Source organism: Halomicrobium sp. HArcht3-1 (assembly GCF_058933345.1).
This window is the reverse complement of the sequence record NZ_JBZYDM010000003.1, coordinates 201,901-224,403: the sequence shown is the minus strand read 5'-3', so window position 1 is coordinate 224,403 and position 22,503 is coordinate 201,901. Positions and strand designations below refer to the sequence as shown.

General features: G+C 63.4%; 24 protein-coding genes. 11 read left to right on the top strand and 13 right to left on the bottom strand.

Annotated features, from left to right (window positions below):
• Positions 1-68: 68 nt before the first annotated feature.
• The 7 genes from moaA to AC5FRW_RS06430 form a co-directional block, all read right to left on the bottom strand.
• Positions 69-1,070 carry a GTP 3',8-cyclase MoaA gene (moaA, locus tag AC5FRW_RS06460; RefSeq protein ID WP_493567613.1) on the bottom strand — a complete coding sequence of 334 codons (1,002 nt, stop codon included), beginning with the start codon at positions 1,068-1,070 and terminating at the stop codon, positions 69-71.
• Positions 1,071-1,148: 78 nt separating this feature from the next.
• The gene (locus AC5FRW_RS06455) at positions 1,149-1,793 is read right to left on the bottom strand and encodes an alpha/beta hydrolase (RefSeq protein ID WP_493567612.1); all 645 of its coding nucleotides are present in this window, start codon (positions 1,791-1,793) and stop codon (positions 1,149-1,151) included.
• 114 nt (positions 1,794-1,907) lie between these two features.
• Positions 1,908-2,804 (bottom strand): phosphoribosyltransferase HisG-related protein, encoded by an 897-nt coding sequence (locus tag AC5FRW_RS06450; RefSeq protein ID WP_493567611.1) that lies wholly within the window; start codon positions 2,802-2,804, stop codon positions 1,908-1,910.
• A gap of 185 nt (positions 2,805-2,989) precedes the next feature.
• The gene (locus AC5FRW_RS06445) at positions 2,990-4,222 is read right to left on the bottom strand and encodes a hypothetical protein (RefSeq protein WP_493567610.1); all 1,233 of its coding nucleotides are present in this window, start codon (positions 4,220-4,222) and stop codon (positions 2,990-2,992) included.
• A gap of 78 nt (positions 4,223-4,300) precedes the next feature.
• Positions 4,301-5,131, bottom strand: coding sequence for an MBL fold metallo-hydrolase (locus AC5FRW_RS06440; RefSeq protein WP_493567609.1), 831 nt, complete (start codon positions 5,129-5,131; stop codon positions 4,301-4,303).
• Positions 5,132-5,209: 78 nt separating this feature from the next.
• Positions 5,210-5,875, bottom strand: coding sequence for a flagellin (locus AC5FRW_RS06435; RefSeq protein ID WP_493567608.1), 666 nt, complete (start codon positions 5,873-5,875; stop codon positions 5,210-5,212).
• Positions 5,876-6,233: 358 nt separating this feature from the next.
• Entirely contained in the window at positions 6,234-6,632 is a 399-nt protein-coding gene (locus tag AC5FRW_RS06430; protein ID WP_493567607.1) for a YlbF/YmcA family competence regulator, read from the bottom strand.
• Between the two features lie 87 nt (positions 6,633-6,719).
• Here AC5FRW_RS06430 and AC5FRW_RS06425 point away from each other — a divergent pair, with 87 nt between their 5' ends.
• The 6 genes from AC5FRW_RS06425 to AC5FRW_RS06400 all read left to right on the top strand — a co-directional run bounded on the left by AC5FRW_RS06425 (position 6,720) and on the right by AC5FRW_RS06400 (position 12,622).
• Entirely contained in the window at positions 6,720-6,854 is a 135-nt protein-coding gene (locus AC5FRW_RS06425; protein ID WP_493567606.1) for a hypothetical protein, read from the top strand.
• Positions 6,855-6,930: 76 nt separating this feature from the next.
• Positions 6,931-7,977: a diphthamide biosynthesis enzyme Dph2 gene (dph2, locus tag AC5FRW_RS06420; RefSeq protein ID WP_493567605.1), complete on the top strand. Its 1,047-nt coding sequence runs from the start codon at positions 6,931-6,933 to the stop codon at positions 7,975-7,977.
• Positions 7,978-8,099: 122 nt separating this feature from the next.
• Positions 8,100-10,436: a PAS domain-containing protein gene (locus AC5FRW_RS06415; RefSeq protein ID WP_493567604.1), complete on the top strand. Its 2,337-nt coding sequence runs from the start codon at positions 8,100-8,102 to the stop codon at positions 10,434-10,436.
• Positions 10,429-10,869, top strand: coding sequence for a response regulator (locus AC5FRW_RS06410; protein ID WP_493567603.1), 441 nt, complete (start codon positions 10,429-10,431; stop codon positions 10,867-10,869). The genes AC5FRW_RS06415 and AC5FRW_RS06410 overlap by 8 nt, the downstream gene beginning before the upstream one ends.
• A gap of 2 nt (positions 10,870-10,871) precedes the next feature.
• Positions 10,872-11,966: a sensor histidine kinase gene (locus tag AC5FRW_RS06405; protein ID WP_493567602.1), complete on the top strand. Its 1,095-nt coding sequence runs from the start codon at positions 10,872-10,874 to the stop codon at positions 11,964-11,966.
• Between the two features lie 32 nt (positions 11,967-11,998).
• Positions 11,999-12,622, top strand: coding sequence for an METTL5 family protein (locus AC5FRW_RS06400; RefSeq protein ID WP_493567601.1), 624 nt, complete (start codon positions 11,999-12,001; stop codon positions 12,620-12,622).
• A gap of 1 nt (position 12,623) precedes the next feature.
• Here AC5FRW_RS06400 and AC5FRW_RS06395 read toward each other — a convergent pair whose 3' ends face one another.
• Positions 12,624-14,333, bottom strand: a complete 1,710-nt coding sequence (locus AC5FRW_RS06395; RefSeq protein ID WP_493567600.1) for a rhomboid family intramembrane serine protease — start codon at positions 14,331-14,333, stop codon at positions 12,624-12,626.
• A 127-nt stretch (positions 14,334-14,460) separates the two neighbouring features.
• Here AC5FRW_RS06395 and AC5FRW_RS06390 point away from each other — a divergent pair, with 127 nt between their 5' ends.
• Together AC5FRW_RS06390 and AC5FRW_RS06385 are read left to right on the top strand one after the other, a co-directional pair.
• The gene (locus AC5FRW_RS06390) at positions 14,461-14,805 is read left to right on the top strand and encodes a winged helix-turn-helix transcriptional regulator (protein ID WP_493567599.1); all 345 of its coding nucleotides are present in this window, start codon (positions 14,461-14,463) and stop codon (positions 14,803-14,805) included.
• A 59-nt stretch (positions 14,806-14,864) separates the two neighbouring features.
• Positions 14,865-15,191 (top strand): hypothetical protein, encoded by a 327-nt coding sequence (locus AC5FRW_RS06385; RefSeq protein WP_493567598.1) that lies wholly within the window; start codon positions 14,865-14,867, stop codon positions 15,189-15,191.
• Here AC5FRW_RS06385 and aglJ read toward each other — a convergent pair.
• Together aglJ and AC5FRW_RS06375 are read right to left on the bottom strand one after the other, a co-directional pair.
• Positions 15,188-16,228 carry an S-layer glycoprotein N-glycosyltransferase AglJ gene (aglJ, locus tag AC5FRW_RS06380; protein WP_493567597.1) on the bottom strand — a complete coding sequence of 347 codons (1,041 nt, stop codon included), beginning with the start codon at positions 16,226-16,228 and terminating at the stop codon, positions 15,188-15,190. The genes AC5FRW_RS06385 and aglJ overlap by 4 nt on opposite strands.
• A 135-nt stretch (positions 16,229-16,363) precedes the next feature.
• Complete coding sequence (locus tag AC5FRW_RS06375; RefSeq protein ID WP_493567596.1) at positions 16,364-16,630, bottom strand: hypothetical protein; 267 nt, start codon at positions 16,628-16,630, stop codon at positions 16,364-16,366.
• Between the two features lie 101 nt (positions 16,631-16,731).
• On the opposite strand from AC5FRW_RS06375, the gene AC5FRW_RS06370 reads away from it, so the two are divergent.
• A complete protein-coding gene (locus tag AC5FRW_RS06370; RefSeq protein ID WP_493567595.1) occupies positions 16,732-17,862 on the top strand; it encodes a S1C family serine protease in 1,131 nt (376 codons plus the stop codon).
• Positions 17,863-17,911: 49 nt separating this feature from the next.
• Here AC5FRW_RS06370 and AC5FRW_RS06365 read toward each other — a convergent pair whose 3' ends face one another.
• The 3 genes from AC5FRW_RS06365 to AC5FRW_RS06355 all read right to left on the bottom strand — a co-directional run bounded on the left by AC5FRW_RS06365 (position 17,912) and on the right by AC5FRW_RS06355 (position 20,567).
• Entirely contained in the window at positions 17,912-18,835 is a 924-nt protein-coding gene (locus tag AC5FRW_RS06365) for a DNA replication complex subunit Gins51 (protein WP_493567594.1), read from the bottom strand.
• The gene (gene priS / locus AC5FRW_RS06360; protein WP_493567593.1) at positions 18,832-20,010 is read right to left on the bottom strand and encodes a DNA primase small subunit PriS; all 1,179 of its coding nucleotides are present in this window, start codon (positions 20,008-20,010) and stop codon (positions 18,832-18,834) included. The genes AC5FRW_RS06365 and priS overlap by 4 nt, the downstream gene beginning before the upstream one ends.
• A gap of 77 nt (positions 20,011-20,087) precedes the next feature.
• Positions 20,088-20,567: a GNAT family N-acetyltransferase gene (locus AC5FRW_RS06355; protein WP_493567592.1), complete on the bottom strand. Its 480-nt coding sequence runs from the start codon at positions 20,565-20,567 to the stop codon at positions 20,088-20,090.
• A gap of 138 nt (positions 20,568-20,705) precedes the next feature.
• Between AC5FRW_RS06355 and AC5FRW_RS06350 the strand changes: the two genes are divergently transcribed.
• Positions 20,706-21,806 carry a DoxX family protein gene (locus AC5FRW_RS06350; RefSeq protein WP_493567591.1) on the top strand — a complete coding sequence of 367 codons (1,101 nt, stop codon included), beginning with the start codon at positions 20,706-20,708 and terminating at the stop codon, positions 21,804-21,806.
• A gap of 84 nt (positions 21,807-21,890) precedes the next feature.
• Complete coding sequence (locus AC5FRW_RS06345) at positions 21,891-22,481, top strand: DJ-1/PfpI family protein (RefSeq protein WP_493567824.1); 591 nt, start codon at positions 21,891-21,893, stop codon at positions 22,479-22,481.
• Positions 22,482-22,503: the final 22 nt, after the last annotated feature.

The following is a 22,503-nucleotide window of genomic DNA, read 5'->3' as shown; positions in this document are numbered from 1 at the left end:
TGGGCGCCACGGCGCAAAAAGCCACGACTTCGACGAGCCGACGGCTCGCTGGGCGGCCGACGTGGGAGTTATTCGTCGCTGTACTCGTACGGCATCCGATCACCGACTTCGTCGACGTACTCGTCGTTGCGCTCCCAGCCGTCGTCCGTCTCGATCATGTACTCCCCGTAGTAGGGCACGCGGCTGGCGACGGTCGCCCGGAACGCATCGCGCATCCGGACTTTCGCCTCGCCGATGGCCCGGAGGTCGTCGTTACGATTCAGACACCCCTTCAGATAGCCGTCGTGAGTCAGCCGGACGCGGTGACAGTTCGCGCAGAACGTCTCGTTGCCGACCGGGTCGACGACCTCCACGACCCCCTCGCTGCCGTCGTCGGTGACGACGTAGCGCCGCCGGTCGTGCATCTCGCGGTGGTCGATCCGGTCGGCTTGCTCGGCAAGCCAGTCGTGGACGCGCTGGATGTCGATGGCCCACTCGGGGTGGCCGGCCAGTTCGGGCATGTACTCGATCAACTGGAGACGCAGGCCGTCGTGTTCGACGACGTGATCGACCATCCCCGGGACGTAGCCAGCGGTCGGTTCGAAGACGACCATATTGATCTTGACCGGTGTCAGCCCCGCATCGACGGCGGCTTCGACGCCCTCCATGACGCGGTCGTACGCGCCCCGCTGGGTCAACTCCGCGAACGCCTCGCGGTCCATCGCGTCCTGTGAGATGTTGACCCGTTCGAGTCCGGCGTCGACGAGTTCGGCCGCACGCTCCGGGAGGTACGACCCGTTGGTCGTCAGCGAGACCGCCATCTCGTCGGGCGTCCGGCGGACGATCTCCGCGAGGTCTTGCCGAAGCATCGGCTCGCCACCAGTGAACTTCACTGTATCGACGCCGAACTCGGCGGCCACGTCGAGGAAGTCGATCACCTGATCCGCACCGATCTCGTCGTCCTGCGGTGCAAGCGGCCCGCGCGTGTCGCCCAGCCCCTCGTTGTGACAGTAAACACAGTCGAAGTTACACCGGTCGGTCAGCGAGACGCGAACTCCCGAGACCTCGCGACCGAACCCGTCGGACAGCATTGGATACGGGACGACTTGGCGCTCGACACGGTTAAACGACGCTGGTCGGCGGCCGGACCCGCGCCGTCAGTGCGGCGCTTATGCAGTGTCCGAAAGCGTTCGCAGGCGCTCCGTGAGGTAGTCGATTTCGTCCTCGATGATCGTATGCCCCATGTTGGGGTAGATGCGGACCTCGACGGTCGCGCCGAGTGCCTCGAACACGTCGCCCGACTCGGTGACCCGTTCTTCCGGGATGTGGGGATCGGCGTCGCTACAGCCAAAGAACACGGGCGTTCCCGCAACGTCGCCCTCGTGGTCGAAGGTCGTCCCGAGCGGGCCGATGAGTCCGCCACTGAACGCGACGAGACCGCCGTACTCGCGGGGATTCCGAGCGACGTACTCGCTGGCGAGACAGGCACCCTGTGAGAACCCGACGAGGACGACCCGGTCGTGGTCGATCCCGGCGTCGACGGCCCGCTGGATCGTCGCCTCGACCACGCCCAGCGCGGCCGTGAGGTGTGGCTCGTTGCTCTCGATGGGATCGATAAAGCGGTTTGGATACCACGACCCGCGGTCGGCCTGCGGTGCGAGATAGGCGACCCCGTCGACGTCGATTTGCTCGGCGAACTGGAGGAAGCCGTCCGCTCGCGCGCCGCGGCCGTGAATCATCACGACCGCGACACTGGCGTCGTCGAGGTCGGTCCCGGCCGTGTGGAGCGGGTGGTCAGCGTGCGGTTCGCTCATGGGCACCCTCTCTCTGGCTGCTGTGGAATCGCTGTCTCCATCGTCGTGGTCCGAGGTAGGCCCTCGATGGATAAATGGCTGTGCTGACACCGATGTCACCCGGGAGCGTGGCAGTTACTGCAACGCCAGTGCGGTCTCGTCGGCTGTGGCAAACAGTTCTCGGACGCGCTCGACAGCGGGGCTGGCTTCGGACTGATTCTCCAGCAGGACGGTCTCGCTGGGAAACAGTCGTTCGCCCAGTTCGAGTCCGTGGTCTCGCGCCGTCGTTCCGGTGACAGTGAGATAGACGCCGAGTCCGGCCTCGGCGATGGCCGCTTCCTCCTCCTGCCCGTTCTCGGGATACGTAAAGTCGATGTCCTCGATGGCCTCGGTCCCGAGGACGGCCTCGACGAGGCGCTCGTAGCGCGGCGAGATACAGAGCGGACCCTCGTAGGCCGTGACGAACTCGTGGGTGAGGTCGTAGGGCAGGGAGTCGACCACGTCGGGGGTCCCGAGCAGCGTGTGGTAGACTGTATCGCCCATCCCGGTGACGACGCGAACGTCGGTGTCGAGCGGGTCGATGCGTTCGTTGATCGCTGCGATCTCTGTCAGCGGGTCGTCCCGTAGCTGGACGACTTCTTCGAGGACGAGGTCGGCACTGTCGAAGCCAAGCGCGAACTCGTGTTTGCGCAGGGACCGAAACGGCTCCTCGCGGCCGACGAGTCGCACGTCGATCCCGTCGACAGGCACCGTCAGGCTGTCGAAGACGACCCGGCGTGGCATCCCTTCGCGGTCGTCACGCAGCAGCGTGAACTCCGGTTCCGTCGGGTCCGCGAGGTCGCTGTAGTCGGCCAGTCGCTCGTAGACGTGCTCGTCCGCGCTGGCGTTGCCCTTGGTGATCGCCTTCTCGTAGCGCAGCGTCGAGATCACGTCGTCGGCGACGCTGGTGAACTCCGCGGTCGTCGCGAGACGTTCGAGAACGGCTTCGAGCGGCCGACCTTTGCGTGGAACCGCCACGCTGATCGTCGTCATTACGACAAGCGAGACGATCCGATAATAAAACGAATCCGGTTTCCAGCTGGCTGGCCCGCACAGACACCGACTGTCCCGCTCGGTTCTGAGCGTCGATCCCCTCGCATACGGATTGTCGTAGCGATGTGCCGGTGATCGTCTGTCCTGTGGCGACGACCACCGGTACGCAACGACAACGTTCCGTATCAGTTGCCGCCGCCGATGACCGAGGAAAGCTGTTCACGCCACTCTTTGAGTTCCTCGATCTCCTCGTCGATCTCCTGAATCTGGGCCTCCACGTCGCTGTCGCCCATCCGCTCGTTGATCGCTTCGAGTTCGGTCTGGACCTCGTCCAGTTGCGACTCCAGTTCCGACACCTGCGACTCGACGTCGTCGACTTCGGACCCGACGGTTCCGACCTGCGACTCGACGGACTCGACGGACGACTGGACCCCCTCGACGCCGTCAGAGAGCGACTCGATCTGCTCGTCGTTCTGGCTGGCGGTCGACTGGACCGCTTCCAGTTCCGTCTCGAAGGACTCGACTTCGCTCCGGAACGACTGGACTTCGGACTGGTACTCCTCTACCATCTGCTCGCCGGTCCCGTTCTCGTCGAGGAACTCTTCGAGTGCGTCCGTGTAGGCGATGACATCGCTCACGTCGCTCTGGAGTTTGTCGACGCGTGCGGTGACGCTGCCGTCGTTGTCACTCGCAAGATCGAACGCCTTGCGAAGGATCTGTACGTCCTCCTTGGTGACCTCGTTGTTTCGAAGCTCCGCTGCCATCGCGGCGATCAGGTTTTCGCTGGACCGCTCGACGGTGGGGCGCTCCCCGTCACCGTCGGCCGCCTCATCGTCGGCCGCATCACCGTCATCGGTCGACGACTCGCTTGCGGTCTCGGCCCGAGCCGGCCCGTTCTGTTGGATTCGTTCGCCGTTGGGATCTTTCAGATCGAGTGTTTCGATCTCCTCGTCGTCCGCGTCTTCGAGTCCCGGGACGCTGTCTGCGTCCCCGGAGATGACATCTTTGACAGCGTCAGACCCTTCGCCGACGAGCGTCCCCTCGTCGTCCTCCAGTGGCGGATCGACCCGGTCGATGCTCGGTTCGGTGAGGAACTGTTCGACGTTGTCGGTGCCAGTCGCCCGGATGCCGTACACGGTCGTGTACTCCGATTCCGGTTCGATCTCACGTTCGAACGAGATGGTGTCGTCGTCGATGGTCCAGTACTCGCTGCCGTACTCCGGGTGGAAGCCGAGGTCCTCGACGGCCACACCCTCGGGCACTGCGTCGGTCAGCGTGACCGTCACTGGCTCCGTCCGTTCGGAAGCGAAGTTGAACGCGATCGCAGGCACAGGGAACTCGTCGGCTTCGAACCGCTTTATCACCGTCACCCCATCTGAGACCACAGTAATTTCTTCGTACGCCTGAGAGTCACTCATGTAACGAAAAGCGTTCACCGACAATATTAAAGATACTTACTATCTATATTCGGATGTAAAAACTTCCGAAAGTATCTGTTAGAGGTCGATCCTGTCACCGATCTCGACGATCTGCAGTGTGGCCGGGTAGGGGAAACTGTTCGCGTGCTTGTGCAGGACGGTCGGGTCCGCCGTCAGCCCTTTCCACATGTCCCAGTGGGTCGGGACGAGCGTGTCCAGTTGCAGTTCGTTGGCGGCCTCGACGATCATGTTCTCGTCGTTGTACCACTTCGTGCGGACCGGTTCACGGGTCTCTTTGTCCGGGATCGTCCCGACGGAACCGAACGCGAGGACACCGAGATCGATGTCGTAGTTCTCACCGACCGATTCGAACGCACCCGGGCGCGCGTCGCCGCCGTGGAAGAACGTCCCGGCTTCGTGCTCGAAGACGAACGACACTGGATGCTCGGCGTCGGGATCGTTGGCCGGCTCGACGTGGACGGTGAGGTCGCCGATCTCGATCGTCTCACCCTCGCCGATCTGGTGGAGCTGATCGTCGGTGACCGCCCACTCGTCGAGCCAGCCCTCGTCCCGGACCACCGCGTGCCCGGAATCCGTCGTGTAGAAGTCGGCACCGGTGCCGGCGAGGATCGGTGCCTGACTCGGCCCGTGGACGTGATCGGTGTGTTCGTGGGTCGCAAGCACCGCGTCCGCCACCCGAACGTCGTCGGGATCGAACGGGACCGGGATCATGCGGACCGTCCGCGGTGGGTCGCCGAGACCGAGATACGGATCGATAAAGACGGTCGTACCGCCGCTGGATTTGAGCACGAAGCCGTTACAGCCGAGATACCAGATCGCGAGTCCGTCCGGGTCGGCGTCTTCGACAGCGCGCACGAGCCAGTCGTCCCAGTCTGAGTCGATCGCCATACCGGATCGTGCGTCGACGGACTGGTAAACAGTTGCGAATTTCGAAGCCACGCCGACGTGACGGTACCGTACTGTCGGTTAGAGACTGACCGCGGACTTCCCAGAGAGCGACGGCGGGACCACGACGGTCGCGGTCGTTTCCCCGCCCGCCTGTGTGCTCAGTTCGATCTCGGCCGTCGACCCCTCGGTGAGATCGCCGCCGACGAGTTGCCCGTCGGAAAGCTCGCTGTCTTGCTCGGCGTCGGGCACGGAGTCAGTCTGGAAGGTCACGATCGCGCGATCGGACTGGTCGTTGAGGACGTTACTGTTCGAGATGGAGCTATCGTCGTCCTGCAGCGTCGCGGTGACGAAGCCGGCATCACCGGCCGACCCGCCCGATCCCTGTGAGGCGGTGTAACTGATCACGTCGTAGCTCCCATCAGAGGAGACCCACTGGGCCGTCGTCGTCGACAGATCGACGTTGCCCGATCCGGGCGATCGCTTGACTGTCAGAGCGACTGTCGTCACTTCCATGCCCTGTCCGTCTTCGACGATGTCGCTGCCGGCGATATCGACGATCTGCAGCCGGTTGGTCACCTGATTGGTACTCTGCTCGCCGCTCTGTTCGGCACTACTCTGGAGGAAGCCGGCCGTGTTGATCAGGACACCGGCCGCAATCGCGGCCACGAGCACCATCGCGATAAAGACGATGAGGGTCCCGATCCCGACCTGTCCACGGTCGTCCGTCTGTCGTTGTCCGATCATAGTTCAGTTCGGGCGAGGTCCACCCAGTCTATACAAAACAGAGATTGATACTCGGTAATAAGCCTGCGTGACGAATTATCAGATCGTGTAGCGCCATCCCGCTTTCCCGCTATTTCGTGGTTACTGGTCACATGGGTCAGTGTTCGATACAACGGTTTTCCACTGGATCGAATCCAGCCTGTATATCAAAATTGGGACAGCCAGTGCCAGCACAGGTCCCCGACGACAGGGCCTACGGCTGAGTCACGCTGGACGACGACGGGAAAATTCTCTGGGCCGGTCAGCTACACTTCTACCGTATCCGTCCGGTCCTGATCATCGGAATCCCACTGCTGGTCGTGGTGACCGTGCTGCCTCGCTAGTCCTCACAACAGCCGCCGGCCTTCTCGCCGAAGTCGACGACCAGTTCGTCGGAGATCATCTCGTTGAGTTCCTGCAGGCGCAGTTCGAGTTCGCTCTGGAGCTTGAGATACTCGCTCATCACGGGGATGTCGTGGAGTTTCTCCTGTGCGGCCTGTAGCTCCCGCAGCGACTCCTGATCTGCCTGACCGGTCTGGCGGGCGAGCATGAACTCCTCGCGGATCGACTCGAACTCCTGAATCTGGGCCTGCGCTTGCTCGTCGTTCTCGACGGCTTCTTTGGCCTCGACGAAGCGCTGGTACAGTGGCAGTTCGGTGATCGCCTCGCCAAAGTCCGTGGCGAGGTCCTCGACGTCGGTGTCGACGCTCGAATCGGCAGTCTCGGACTCGATGCTCATCGATTTCGACTTGGGACTCGTCGCCTATAGGGTTGCCGAACGACGAACGGGGAGCAGACTTATGAACGCAGAGCAGCAAATTCGGGTATGGACCTGACACTTGTCGGTGGCGCTGCGCTGGCGATTCTCGCCTTCGGATTCGTTGCCTTTGGCGACCAGCTTGCAGATCGACTCGCGTCGGTCGACGACCACACCCAGGAGTTGCTGCTAGACGACACCTGATCGCCCCTCACGCGTCGTCGGTGGTCTTCGCTCTGAAGCGCGATTGTTATACACCGCGAGCCGTTATGCCGGCCTAATGAGCCAGGATCGAAGTGAGGGTGATCTCCGGACGACCGGACTCGCGCTCAAGCACGACCGCGAGTGGGACTACGAACTCGACCGCATCGTCGAGGAGGTCAACGAGCGCGACGCCGAGACCGTCGGCCTGCAGTTCCCAGAAGGACTGAAGCGGCGCGGCCCGGCGGTGGCGGACGACCTCCGCGAGGAGCTACCGGACACGGTGAACGTGATGATCTCGGGCCAGCCGTGTTACGGTGCCTGCGACCTCGATACGTACCTGATGCGTCGGACCGACGTGTTCGTCCACTTCGGTCACTCGCCGATGAAAGAGTCGGACAAGATCATCTACGTCCCGCTGTTTTCTAACGTCGACGTGTTCCCGATCATGGAACAGTCCGCCGAAGAAGAACTCCGTCCGCCCGCAGAAGATGCCGACGTGGGGCTTGTCACGACGGCTCAGCACATGAACCAGTTCGACGAGATGCGCGAATGGCTCGAAGAACGTGGCTACGAAGTCCACACCCGCCGGGGCGACGACCGACTGACCCACGAGGGACAGGTACTTGGCTGTAACTACGCCAGTGCTGACGTGGACGCAGACCAGATTCTCTACGTCGGCGGCGGCAAATTCCATCCGCTCGGGCTGGCGATGGAACACCCCGACAAGAAGGTCGTTATCGCAGACCCCGTGAACAACGCCGTCCACGTCGCCGACACGGAGAAGTTCATGAAGCAGCGGTACGCCTCCGTTCACAAGGCGATGGACGCCGACAACTGGGGCGTCATCTTCTGTACCAAGATCGGACAGGGCCGCTGGGACCAGGCCACCGAAATCGTCGAGAACAACGACGACGCCTACCTCATCACGATGGACGAGGTAACCCCTGATCGACTCACCAACTTCGGGATGGACGCCTACGTCAACACTGGCTGTCCGCGCATCACGACCGACGACGGCCCACAGTTCAAGAAGCCGATGCTCACGCCACAGGAGTACCGCATCGCCATCGGCGAGGAAGACCTCGAAGAGTTGGCGTTCGACACCTTCCACGGCACCTGGTAAGCGCCGATCGAGGCCGTCGTGGCGATTCGGACCGACCGGAGAGAATCGTGCCGATGGATTGGTAAAACAGCATCTGATAATCGGGGGGCGACTTTCTTGTACTCGACTGAGACTCATACCGTATGGCTTCGACAGACAGTGAGAGTCAACTCCACGGGCAGGTGTTTGCCACGGCACCGGACCCCATCTTCGTCCACGACCCGGAGACGGGACGGGTCACGACTGCGAACCCTGCGGCCGGCGATCTGCTGGGCGTCGACCCCGCGGCGATCGAGGGTATGCACGTCGGTGATTTCAGCCCGCCCGACTTCTCGACGGCCGACGCGAACGATCTGATACGAACGGCCCAGGAGAGCGGGCAGTCGCACGTCGAGTGGCAAGTCGAGGGTCCCGACGGCGAAAGCCATTGGACGGATGTCGAACTCCGGTCGACGACCGTCAACGGCGAGGATCGCGTCGTGGCATACGTGAGAGACGTGACAGAGTACCGAGCAGTCGAACGTGAACATCGAACCGAGCGGAACCTGTTGAATCGACTCCTCGACGTGAGTCCCGTCGGGATCGTGATCCACGATGCTGCGGGCCACATTCGGCGGGCCAACGAACAGGCCGAGCGTATTCTCGGTGTCGACCGCTCGGAACTGATCGGTTCGGATATCGTGCCGGGGGGATTCACGCTGATGACGGTCGATGGGGACCCGCTCGCCAAAGAGGAAGCCCCGGCGGCGCAGGTCCGCCGAACCGGCGAGGCAATCCAAGACAGGGAGCTGACGATCCACGGACCGGACGACGAGCGGCTCGTCATTTCGGTGAGTGCGATACCACTGTACGATACGGACGAGGGGGACGAAATCAAGCGAATCGTCGTCAGTCTCACCGACATTACAGAGCGCAGGCAGCGCGAACTCAAGCGCAAGGAGCGCAACGAACAGCTTCGGACGCTGGTCGACAATCTTCCCGTCGTCGTGTTCACGCTCGACCCCGACGGCGTGTTCACCCACTCCTCAGGGCGAGGACTGGATGTACTCGGTCTCGAACCGGGAGAACTGGAAGGTGTGTCGGTGTTCGACGCCTACGCCGAGTACGACGAGATCAAAGACGCCGCAAAGACGGCGCTCGACGGTGACGAGGTCCGAACCACGCAGCAGATCGGCGAGCTATCGTTCGAGACGTGGTATCAGCCGGTGTACGACGAGAGCGGGACACTGACGAACGTCGTCGGCGTCGCCCGCGACATTACGAATTTGAAGCGGCGTCAGGAACGCGTCGAGCGATTGAGCGATGCCACGCAAGAACTGCTGTACGCGGAGTCTCGGACCGAAGTCGCCGAATCGGTGACGCGCATCGCAGAGCAGATCATCGACGAACCGATCACGGCGATGTGGAGCTACGACGAGGAGGCGGACCGTCTGTCACCGGAGAGTGTGACCGACGCCGCGATGCGATACGCTGCCGAACTCGACGACGAGATCACTCCGATCGAATCCGGTACCGACGAGATGGCGTTCTTCCAGCGCGGCGAGACGACGTACGTCAAAGACTACCAGCAACTCGAATCGCCGGCGAATCCGGGTGCTCCACTGGGCTCGATGCTCTTTTTCCCGCTCGGAAAACACGGGATGCTGTTCATCGGAAGCGACGACGTTTCTGAGTTCGACGACACGAGTCAACACCTTCTAGAGATTCTGGCAAGCACTGCGACTGCGGCGCTGGACCGGGCCGAACGTGCGCTGGAACTTCGAGAGCACCGCGAAGAACTCGAACGGTCGAACGAGAACCTCCAGCAGTTCGCGTACGTCGCCTCACACGATCTGCAGGAGCCACTCCGCATGGTTTCGAGCTACGTCGACCTGCTGGAAACGGAGTACGGCGACGAACTCGACGAGGAAGCGGCCGAATACATGGAGTTCGCCGTCGACGGCGCACAGCGAATGAGCGCAATGATTGACGCGTTACTACAGTACTCACGGGTCCAGACGCGAGCAGCAGAGTTCGAACGGATCGATCCCAACGAGGTGCTCGATACCACGCTCGCCTCGCTGTCGCTACAGATCGACGAACGCGACGCGACCGTGTCGGTCGACCAACTGCCACCGATCGAGGCCGACCCCGATCAGTTCGGACAGGTGTGTCAGAACCTCCTGGAAAACGCGTTGCGCTACACGAGCGAGGCGGGGGTCGACCCGGAGATCACGGTCACTGCGACACAGCACGAGAAGTTCGTCGAATTTACCATCACGGACAACGGCCCCGGCATCCCGGCGGACACACAGGAGCGAATCTTCGATATCTTCGAGCGCGGACGGGCGAGCGGTTCCGAGGGGACGGGGATCGGTCTCGCCCTCTGTCGACGGATCGTCAAGCGCCACGGGGGCGAGATATGGGTCGAATCGACGGAGGGAGATGGAGCGACGTTCCACTTTACGCTCCCGCGGGTGACGGAGGGGAACGATGACTGAGCAAGCCGATCCGGTCGAGATACTGCTCGCAGAGGACAACCCCGGCGACGTGAAACTGACACGCAAAGCACTCGACCGTGGGCACGTCCTCAACAACCTCGAAGTCGTCAACGACGGCGTCGAAGCGCTCGCGTACCTGCGACAGGAGGACGAATACGAGGACGCGGAACGACCCGACCTGCTGTTGCTGGACCTCAACATGCCCGGAAAAGACGGGAAGGAGGTGCTGGCCGAGATCAAAGAGGACGAGGACCTCAGGCGCATCCCGGTGGTCATCCTCACCAGTTCCGCGGCCGAGGAAGACATCGTCCAGTCGTACGACCTGCACGCGAACGCCTATCTGACCAAGCCAGTTGACTTCGACGGCTTCCTCGATATCGTCGACCGGATCGAGGACTTCTGGCTGACGGTCGTCAAACGGCCACCTGAGTGACGATGGCGAGCGAGACATCAAATCTGGACGCGCTCCTCGTCGAGGACAATCCGGGGGACGCCAAACTCGTCGAACATCACCTCGCCTCGCCGTCGGTCGCCCACTTCGTCGACGACGTGACGATCCACCACGAGGAGTCACTGGCGGGAGCCGAGGAGACACTCTCTTCGGCAAGCTTCGACGTTCTCCTGCTAGATCTCGGACTCCCGGAGAGTTCCGGGCTGAACACACTCGACCGCGCCCGAGAGGTCGTCGGTGACCTACCGATCATCGTCCTGACCGGGATGGACGACCGAGAGGCTGCCATGGAAGCGATCGAACGAGGCGCACAAGATTACCTGCCGAAGGGCGAACTCGACGGGGATCGCCTCGTCAGATCACTGCGGTACGCGGTCGTCCGCAGTCGACAGCAGCGGAAACTGCAGCGCCAGAACGAACAGATGGAGTTTTTCAACAGCATCTTGCGCCACGACATCCTGAACGGGATGAACGTGATCCAGAGTCGGGGCGAACTGCTCGAAGCGGAACTCGACGGTGAACGCGGCGAGTGGGCAGCGACCATCGTCGACTGGAGCGAGAACGTGACTGACCTGACGCGAAAGGTCCGTTCGACGCTCCAGACACTGACCGACGGAGAGAGCGGCGATATCGCACCAGTCGAACTGCAGTCGGTGCTCGAAGCGGAAGCACGGCGGGCGAGCCAGATCGCCCGCCAGTCGACGATCACGGTCGACTGTCCCGACGGCCAGCGCGCCATGGCCGACAAGCTACTGGGCGACGTGGTCGGCAACGTGTTGACGAACGCCATCGAGCACACCGACGGCTCGGTCGATGTCGAAGTCACTGTCGACACGCACGACCGCGTCGTTCGGATCGCGATCAGTGACGACGGGCCGGGGATCGCACACGCGGATCGAGAACGCATCTTCGAACGCGGGCAACAGGGGGCAAATTCCTCGGGGTCGGGCTTTGGTCTGTACTTCGTCAGCGCGATGGTGGCCTCCTACGGGGGCGACGTGTGGGTAGAAGAGAGCGAGCGCGGCGGATCACGGTTCGTCATCGAACTGCTCAGGCCGGGACCGGGGGACAGTCACTAAGCTTTTGCGTCCGTCCCCAATAGTAGCAGTCGATGTCGACCAAGCGGGCGCTGGCCCAGCAACTCGGTGTGGTAGCGGGGTTCGACGATCCACGAGCGCCGCTCGAACAGTATCGCACCCCGCCGGAACTCGCGGCCCACCTGATCCATCTGGCGGACCTCCGCGGTGATATCGAGGATCGAACGGTCGTCGATCTGGGCTGTGGGACGGGGATGCTGGCACTTGGAGCGGCCCTCAGAGGGCCGAAACGTGCCGTCGGGTTGGATCTCGACCGGTCGCCACTGGAGACCGCCCGGACGAACGAACGCAAGGTCGCCTCGACGACCTCCGTCTCCTGGATTCAGGGCGATGCGGGACAGGCCCCACTGGCAACGGTGCCCGACGAGACGACGGTCGTGATGAATCCGCCGTTCGGTGCCCAGTCCGGGAACGAGCACGCGGACCGCGCGTTTCTGTCGACGACAGCCCGGATTTCGAGTGTCTCGTACTCGATCCACAACGAGGGCAGTCAGGAGTTCGTCGGCTCCTTTGCCGGGGACAACGGCGGCACCGTCACGGACTCCTACCAGACGGAGTTCGAGATTCCCCGCCAGTTCGACTTCCACGACGAGGAATCACGGGCGATCACGGCCGAAGTGTATCGCATCGAGTGGTGAGCTATATGTTTGGGCCGGTCCCGGTTTGCTTTGCGATCCGCAGTCGCGTCTGCTCGTAGCTCGCGATAATAACGGCATTGTCACGCGTGAACGTGATCCCGCCGGCAGTCGTGGTACGCCCGTGAGACGGTAGCGGGGCCGTTCCGAGCGTCCGGTTTGCCTGCGTGACACGGAATCCGAAGCCACTGTCCCGTGGGCGCAGGGTGACATTCCGGCCGCCGATGATCGGCGCGGCCCGTCGCGCCTGACTCGTGAACGCGAGTGTCCGCTCCCCGCCGCTGGGCCGGATGTACACCTTGTAGACGCTACTGTTCCCGGTCGGTTGCCACCCTGTCCGGTTGACGTAGACGTTTCGCCGCCAGCCGAGACCACCGACTTCGACGGTGGCGAAGCCGCGATTCTGTAACTGGGCGTCGAGCACGACCGTTTGCCAGACGTGGCGGCGCTCGCTGGTGACGATCACGCCGCTGGTGTTGATCGCGGTCGGGCTTCCGGCGAAGGGGATCGAGACGCTGTTGACGTAGCCGTCGGGGACGTTCTCCCCGTAGGAGACAGTGTAGTCACGGACTTCGACACCGGGACCGGGCGCGTCGGCGTGTCCGACCGGCGCGACGTTGTAGGGGATGGCAGCACCACTGAGCGCTGCCGTGAGGACGACGACGACGGTCAGTGCGGCGACGCCGACGACGCCAGCGAGGTCGAAGTCGCTCCGACCGCGTCGGACGACGGCGAGCAACTGTAGATTCAGGGCCGATTCGAGATCGTACTCCCCATGGAGTGCGAGGACGATGACGGTGGCGAGGACGAAGATCAGCGCCACGCCGATCCAGCGAAACATCACGTACCGTCCGTTGCCCTGCGGGATGAACAGCGCCCACAGCCCCTGAAAACTCGCGTAGGCCAGCAGGGCGAACCACACCCGGGACGGTCTGGGCCATCGATCCCGAGCGTAACACAGGGCAACGCCAAGCAGGATACCGGTGAGGATTCCAATGGCGTGGCCCTGGATGGCGATGTTGGCCCACCACGGGGTGATGATGCGGGGTCGGGGCAGCGCGACGACGCGCGGGGTCTGGATCGCCGTGACGATCAGTCCGAACACCCGGTCGGCGAGGATCGCCAGCGCCGCGGCGATCGGTCGCTGTGTCAGTGCGAACCCGGCAAACGCGAAGACGACACCGGAAAAACCGATCACTGGCCCGAGCGCGAAGGCGGCGGTGAACAGACCGACGACAACGACGGCAACGGGGACGAGCAGTATCCGAACGATGGGGTTAGTCAGCGGCGAGGTGAAGGTCTGGGTCCCGCGCCGTCTCGGATAGTGACCCCACGCGTACTCGACGATCGGCGCGAACATCGCCGTCCCCACCAGATTGCCGGTGATGTGGTTGAGACTCGAATGTGAGAAGGCGGCCGAGATCATCCCGAGCGGGTAGAAGTACGACCAGGATCGGAACGGGAGCACCAGTGGATCACGAATATCGTCGACCGCGCCCTGTACGATCAGGTACACCATCAGGACGCCGAGGATCGTGATCGCCGTCCCCCACGGCACCCCGAGGACCAGTCGGCGACGGAGGCGCGCGACCGGTCGCTCGGTCTCGTCGCTGGTCCAGACGATCACGGCGATGGATGCGAGCACCGCACACACGACAGTGATCGTCTCGACTGGGACCCACCCCGGGATCGCCGGCACCGGAACCTGCGCCATGTCAACAGCCATGGACGGTGGTGGCTTATCACTGGCGCAGTGGTTGTGCCGTGCAAGTAGGTTTCTTAGCAGTACCTGGTTCGGTACCGAACCTATATATCGATCCACGACAACAATAGGATACACGATGTCCTCGACGTTCTCATCCGAACCCGACGAAACGTGCCAGGTCGTCGAATCGTTCGATCTGATCGGTTCGAAGTGGCGACTGGCCGTCCTGTACGAACTTCAGGACCGAGAACTCCGCTTTAACGAACTGAAGCGCCAGACCGGGACCAGTTCACGGACGCTTTCGCGCGTACTCGATGATCTTCAGGAGCGATCGTTCGTCGATCGGCGCGTCGAAGAGGCCGCTCCTGTCGCGACGTACTACACCCTGACAGAACGGGGCGAAGCACTCGACGGCGTCTTCGACGAGATCGGTGCGTGGGCCGACGAGTGGCTCGACGACGCCGCCGCGACACCGAACTGATCGCTGCCGATAACACGACAACGTAGCTTTTTCCACCCCTGCGGTCAAGGTACCGGACGATGGGAGTCCGGCCACCAGCAGACGACGGCGAGGAACCGAACGCGATCGAATTCGGCATCGCCGCACTCGACGCGACGCTGAGCGACGCCGACATCGAGTATCCGATCGACGCGAGTACGCTGCGGACAGAGATCGGTCACCGACCGGTCCCGTTCGACGCGACCGGCAATTCGATCACCGTCGCAGAAGCACTCGACGAGGTTCCGAGACAGAAGTTCGAGACCGAACAGGAGTTGCTGAACACACTGCATCCCGTCTTCGAGGCCCGGAGAGAAGCGACGACGAACAGCATCCTCGCCCAGTTACGGGCGCTCGTTCCGTTTTAATTGCTGAAACTGGCCGGCTCTTCGCTCGTCTCCGATCGCTCGTCTTCGACCGAGGTCGTTCGTTCGTCGCGCTTGCCAGCGGCCGCGCTCGGTGATTCGTCGCTCAATTGGCGAGCGATTTCGCCGAGCTGTCGGGTCTGTTCGCGGTTGAGCGCGACGATCATGTCCGAGAGGACGCCGAACATGAGCAACTGGACGCCAAAGAGAATGCCCGACGCGGCGACGACTGCGAGCACTTCGTGAGATATGTTGACGAAGAACCACTTGTAGCCGACGTAGGCCGCCAATCCAAGCCCGACCAGCGTGCTGGCGACGCCGACGCTCCCGAAGTAGAACAGCGGATTGTTGGTCTTCGCCATCCGGTAGAGCGTGACGATGATGACGGCCCCGTCGCGGAACGGACGGAGGTTCGTCTCCGAGTCGTCCGGCCGGGCCTGATAGGTGATCGGAACGACCGTCGTCGACACGCCGTGTTTGACACACTCGACGGAGAGTTCCGTCTCGATGCCAAAGCCATCGGCGGTGAGGTTGAACTGCTGAACTGACTCCAGCGTGAACGCCCGATACCCCGAGAGGATGTCCGTGAGATTGCGACCGTGAATGAGCGAAAACGCCGTGTTGATGACGCTGTTGCCGATCTGATTGAGTCGCGTCATCGCGCCGTCTTCCATATCGGCGAATCGGTTGCCGACGACGTGGTCGGCGTCGCCAGCGAAGAGCGGTTCGAGCAGTCGATGGGCCTCGTCGGGGCGATAGGTCGCGTCGCCATCGAGCATGAGAACGTACGGGCGGTGGACGTGCCGGTCGAGCGCCTCGCGGACGGCCTGTCCCTTGCCGGACCCCTGTCCGGTCCCGGACTGTTCGACGACGCGAGCCCCTGCGTCCGTCGCAGCGGCCCGCGTCCCGTCGTCGGAGCCGCCGTCGATCACGAGCACGTCGTCGAACCCCTCGGTGACGAACGATTCGACGACTTCCCCGATCGTCGCCACTTCGTTGTACGTCGGGATGAGTACGCACACGTCGTCTCGGTCGGCCATTAGTGGGTGTCCGCCGGGCGCACTCAAATATATACTGGTGAGCGCGTGCCCGTCGCTGCCAGCCCCGTCGACGAACACGTCGCGATTGCACGCCTCACCCAGAAAGCGTGTCCCGTCCGGCGAACCACCGATGGATCAAAACCACTCTTCCTGTTCGAAGGTCGGCTTGCCCTGTGCGTACTTGATCCAGCGATCGATGTGTTGATTGAGGCTCCAGAAGAGAACGACGACCATCCCGATGACCGCCAGCACAACGACCACCGACAGGTACAGCGGATTCTCGGTGGGCAGGCCGATCAGCCCGATGGTCACGGCGACCAGCACCATTTCGAGCGCACACCGGATTCCCGCCAGCAGGAAGGGTGGATGTGGAACCGACGACGATTCGTCCGTGGAAGACATGCCCACGGATAGGACGACGACCATCCTCAAGGTTGTGGCCCGGAGGAATGGATGCTGGTCGTCGGGCTAGGGTTTATTCGCCCGCCACCGGAACAAACGGTATGGACGATCAGTTGTCACGCCGGGCGGTACTGGGATCGATCGGGACCGCGATCGGTGCCGCCGTCGCCGGCTGTCAGGCCCCGTCGTCAGAGCAACTTCAGACGGGGATGTCACAGAGAGACGATTCCGAAGCGACGACCGCGTCGGCCAGTTCCGGCGAGCGTACGACCGGGGACTCGTCGGTCAGCCGTCGGTACCGAGACGCGTACGATCGAGTCGCGGATTCGGTCGCGACGGTGCGGACGTACACCGGCACCGGCCAGAGTGGGCAGGGAAGCGCGTTCGTCTACAGCGACCGCTATCTGGTCACGAACGAGCACGTCGTCAGCGACGCCGACGACGTCTACGTCAGATATCGCGAGTCGGGATGGCTCGAATCGTCGACGGTCGCGACCGACGTGTACAGTGATCTTGCGGTTCTCGAAATCACCGAAAAACCCGAGGGTGCGACGCCACTCTCGTTCGTTCAGTCCGAACCCGGCGTCGGGACGGAAGTCCTCGCCATCGGCAACCCCTTCGGTCTCGCTGGCTCGGTCTCGGCGGGTATCGTCTCCGGTGTCGACCGGACGCTCCCGGCCGCAAACGGGTTCTCCATCTCCGATGCAATCCAGACGGATGCGGCGGTCAATCCGGGCAACAGCGGCGGCCCACTCGTGGACCTAGACGGGAACGTTGTCGGCGTCATCAACTCCGGCGGTGGGGACAACATCGGCTTTGGCATCTCCGCGGCACTCACCCAGCGGGTCGTCCCCGCGCTCGTCGACACCGGGGACTATCGCCACTCGTACATGGGCGTCCGGCTGACGGATCTGTCGCCGTTGCTCGTCGAAGCAAACGACCTCGACACGTCGGATGGCGTCTACATCGACGAGGTCGTCGACGGTGAACCATCGGACGACGTCCTCGAAGGATCGACTGGCGACGAACAGATCAACGGCGTACAGGCTCCGGTCGGCGGCGACGTGGTCGTGCAGATGGACGAGACGCCGACGCCCTCGCGTCAGCACCTGTCGTCGTTCCTGGCCCTGGAGACGTCGCCGGGCGACACTATTTCGGTCAAAATCATCCGCGATGGCGAGCGACGGACCGTCGACCTTCGACTCGGTGAGCGGCCCCCGGTAACGGCCTGAATCGACCGAAGCGGAATATCGAGTGTGGAAAAACGGTGCCGACAGGTGGTCACTCGATCGGTTCGGCGGCGTCGCGTTCGACGAGCGGTGTCGCGTTCTGTTCTGGCAGGGTCACGACGTCGTCGGTCGAGAGATCGTACTCACGCTGATCGATCCCGAAGATTTCGCCCACGTCGTCGGTAATTCTGACGGTCGTCCGATCGACCGCTGCGGTTGTGTCGGCGTCGTCGGCCGTCGTCGGGGCCGCTGGTGCGTCGTCCGACGGCGTCGATGGAACGGTCCCGCCATCCGATGCCGGCGATTGATCGGGACTCGGTGGTGCCGGGTCGTCGACGTCCGGTCCGCCGCCCGACGGAGGTTCGTCCGGCGGGATCTCCGGTGGCAGGTCGTCGGCCGACGCGTCGCCGGCCCCCATCACGTCGGCCGCGTCGACCGCTGCCGACTCGTCGGCGTCGGTCGTGGTCTGTTCGGCTGGCGACGGCGTGGAGTCGGGCGCTTGCTGCGGTGTCTCGGGACTCGTCGATGTCGATTCGCTTGCCTGCCCGGCCGACGTGTCGACGCCCGTAGAGACGGCTCCCGGAGACGTTTCCCCCGCGAGCACGTCGAGGACGTGATCGCGGTTGTTCTCGATCGCACCGACCAGCGTCTCGAACAGGTCCCGTTCTTCGCGGGTCAGCCCCTCCTCCTCGGCGGGCATGTCCGCGGCGGCCAGCGACGCCATCTTGACGATCTTGCCGACGCGTCGTTCGTAGATCGCTTCGACGGTCTGCTCGGCCGTGTTGATGTCGTCGCTGAGCCTGTTGATTTCGGGTGAATCGAAAGGATCGTCCGCGCGCTCGGCCGCAGCCTCGCGTTCCTCGCGGAGTTGCTGGATGAACTCGCCTGCGTCGCCGTAGAACGACTCCCGAAGTTGCTGGAGGCTGTCGGTCTGTCGCTCGCGGGACTGGACGGACTGGAGTTCGTCGAGATTCATTCCTTCCCCTTCTGGGCGCGCCCGCGGGCCATCGCGAAGATGCCCACGTGCTCTGGATAGGTTCCAATGCCCGGTTCCAATGTAAAGCTGTCGCCACCGAGTTCGACCGGCCCGCCGTCTGTCACATCGATCGTGATGTCGTGGCCCCGGAACGTCTCGGGCACCGCATCGACGAGCGGGTCGAAGTCGTCGAGGTCGTCGGGATCGATGCGCTCGACCGACAGCCCGCTACCGCCGTGTAAACTGCCCGGAAGGCGAATGAGACGGTTCGTGTCCGTCGTCACCGGCTCGTCGATGGGGGCGTTATCGATGGCGACCACTTCGGTCATCAGGACCTTCGCGATCTGGAAGAACGCGGGGTGGACGTCGATGTTCCCCGCGGCCAGTTCGTCGTAGTTCGCCCGCGCGGCGTTGAGTGCCGCCGAGGCTTTCCCTTCGCCGATCCCCTCGTACTCGCGGAGGCGATCGATGGCGCGCTCCTCGTCCAGTGCCAGCAGTTCGTCGACCACGGTCATGACGTGGCGGTGGGCGCGCCCGCTCCACCCGCCGTCGATCGCGAGCGTCCGTTTCTGTGCGGGCGACGAGCGGCCAGCAGTGCCGGCGACGGCCTCCTCGTCGACGAGCTGTTCGAACTCCAGTCCGATCCCGCGGACGTAGTCGACGATTTCACGGCGGGCGTCGCGTTCGAGTGTCTGAATCCCCGGATCGCGAACGTGGACGTGGTAGCCCCGGCCCCCTGAAAACACGATCGTCAGGTCCTCGAAGCCAAAGTCGTCGCGCAGGAAATCGAGCAGGCGATAGAGGGCGTCTTTACACTTTGCGAGCATCTCCGCGTAGCTGTCCTCGCCGAGTTCGACCGACGGCAGGTGGTCGGCGTCGAGGTCGAAGACGAGGTCCGACGAGCGCCAGTCTTTCGCTCCCATCGAGGACGCGCTGGGGTCGCGATAGCGCCCGGCAGAGAAGTAGACGTGTTTCGGGCGTTTGCGCTGGAGGAAATCGCCGAGCGTCCCGAGGTCGAGCAGCGACCGGTGGCGGACCATCGTCTCGCCCGGCCCGTCGGTCCACGGAATGAAACCCCACTCGCGCTCGTTGGCGTCCGGCGGCGGCGTAAACTCCGTCCGGCGATAGTGGTCGCCGAACCGTCCCCGCAAGTACGCTTGCGTCCGCTCTTCCATCTGGCCACTGCTTTGCGGAGCGCCATGAAAGGTATTGCGCCTCCGGACCAGTGGCCCGGTCGGGCCACGGTCGCCGCTCACCCACGCAGCAGACTCGAAAGCTTCTCTCGGATCGAATCGTCGCCGAGTTTGAGGTAAAATGCGTCGCCGCCGTCTTCGTAGTAGTTCTCGATGGCGCGTTTGCGCTCGAAGCCGAGATGTTCGTAAAACGCGATGGCTTCACGGTTCGTTGCACGTGCATGACAGGTGATGCTGCCGTAGTCTTCGAGGACACGAGCGATCAGCCGTTTCCCGAAGCCGTGGCCCCGGTACTCCTCGTCGACTGCCAGAAAGAGGATGTATCCGTCGCTGCGGACGGCAGCGAAGCCGATCAGGCGATTTCGGGAACCATCAACGTAGAGATAGACACGGGAGCGCCGATAGGCGTCACTGAAGAAGCCACGGCGCTGTCTGAGCACACCGTCTTCCTTCCGAATCCGCTCTTTTAGTTCCCACGCAGCATCGACGTGATCGTCGTTTCCGCGGTCGACGATACGCGATTCGACGTTGACGCTCACTACCACACATAGCCAGTAAGAAAATATAATTGTACCGGTCGGGTTTTTGACACCGGGCGAACAAAGAGCGTCCACGAAACGGCGACCTGTCACGGACCGAAGGGGTAGAGTTACGCGTCGTCGTCACTAAGCGTGGGTATGCACGGACGGCGACTCGGCAGACCCTTCCTTACACTGCTCGCGCTGGTGTTCGTCGCACGCCCGACGGGTGCACACGTCGACTACGTCACTGACCCGACAGCGGAGACGCGCGACGCGATCACGTTCGTTCGTGAGACGCTCTCGGACCCGTTGAACGCGGCGCTCTTTTTCGGGGCTGGGATCGCCGTGGTCGCGGGACTGGCACTCTACTTGCGCTACCGACCACGGGTCGTCGACATCGAGGTGTTGCGGGCCACGCTGTCGACGTACGACGACCTGATCCCGTGGATGCTGCGGCTGAGCCTCGGTCTGCCACTGGTCGGCGCTGGCTTCCAGGGGTATCTGTTCGCGCCCGTCGACGCGCTGCGCTTCGAACCGAGCGGCGCTCCCCTGTTACGGCTGGCGCTGATCGGGATCGGTTTCTGTCTCCTCTTCGGTCTCGGGACGCGCATCGTCACGACGGTCGGGACGGGGCTGTACCTGTTCGCGCTCACGATCAGCCCGGACGCCTTGCTCGCGCTCGAATACCTGCCCGGCTTCGTCGCGCTCTTCCTGCTCGGTGGGGGCCGACCCAGCGCCGACGACGTGTTGCTCGACATCGCGTCGACCGAGGGAACGATCTACGGCAAGATCGATCCAGTCCACCTGCTCAAGGCGTGGCTCGACGATCTGACAGCGCCGTATCGAACCTACGTGCCGACAGTGCTGCGGTTCGGTCTCGGGGTCTCGTTCATCTTCCTCGGCGTGACCCAGAAACTCGGCTCGCCGGCACGCTCACTTGCCGTCGTCGAGAAATACGGTCTCACTGCGGTCGTGCCGGTCGATCCGAACCTCTGGGTGCTGGGTGCGGGCGTCGCCGAGGCGGCGGTCGGAGTGGCGCTGATCGCCGGCCTGCTGACGCGAGCGACCGCCTTCACCGCGTTCTTGCTGTTCACAACGACGCTGTTTGGTCTGCCCGACGATCCAGTGCTGGCCCACGTCACGCTCTTTGGCATGGCGTCGGCGCTGGTGACGCTCGGTGCCGGTCCGCTCTCGCTCGACCGATTGCTCGAAGCGGACCGACGGCCCGAGGACGACGTGGCCCCGACGGTCGATTGACGGACTCCTGTCAATTTGCCATCTACTTTATCCCGGCCGAGTGTGTCACTGACAGATGCGCTCGCGGCGAGCGCGGTGATTCCAATGGGCAAAGACATCCTCATGATCGTCGGCGATTTCGGTGAAGACTACGAGATAATGGTCCCTTTTCAGGCCCTGCAGATGGTCGGCCACGAGGTCCACGCGGTGTGTCCCGACAAGGAGAGCGGCGACGTGATCAAGACCGCCATCCACGACTTCCGCGGGGATCAGACCTACCTCGAAGAGCGCGGCCACAACTTCGAACTGAACGCGACGATGGCCGATATCGATCCGGCCGACTACGATGCGCTGGTCGTCCCCGGTGGGCGCGCACCGGAGTACCTTCGCACCTACGACGAAGTCCTCGATGCGGTCCGGCACTTCTTCGAGACCGACAAGCCGGTCGCGGCGCTGTGTCACGGCCCACAGATCCTCGCCGCAGCGGGCGTCCTCGACGGCTACGAGATGACCGCCTACCCCGCTGTCCGGGCCGAGTGTGAGGCCGCTGGCTGTTCGTGGGTCGACGAGGTCGTCACCGACGGCAACCTCGTCACCGGACAGGCGTGGCCCGACCACGACGAGTGGCTCGCACAGTTCCTCGACGTGCTCGGGACGGAGATCAGTCACGGCGAACCGGTCGCTGCGGACGACTAGCCCGACAGCCACCGGCAACACT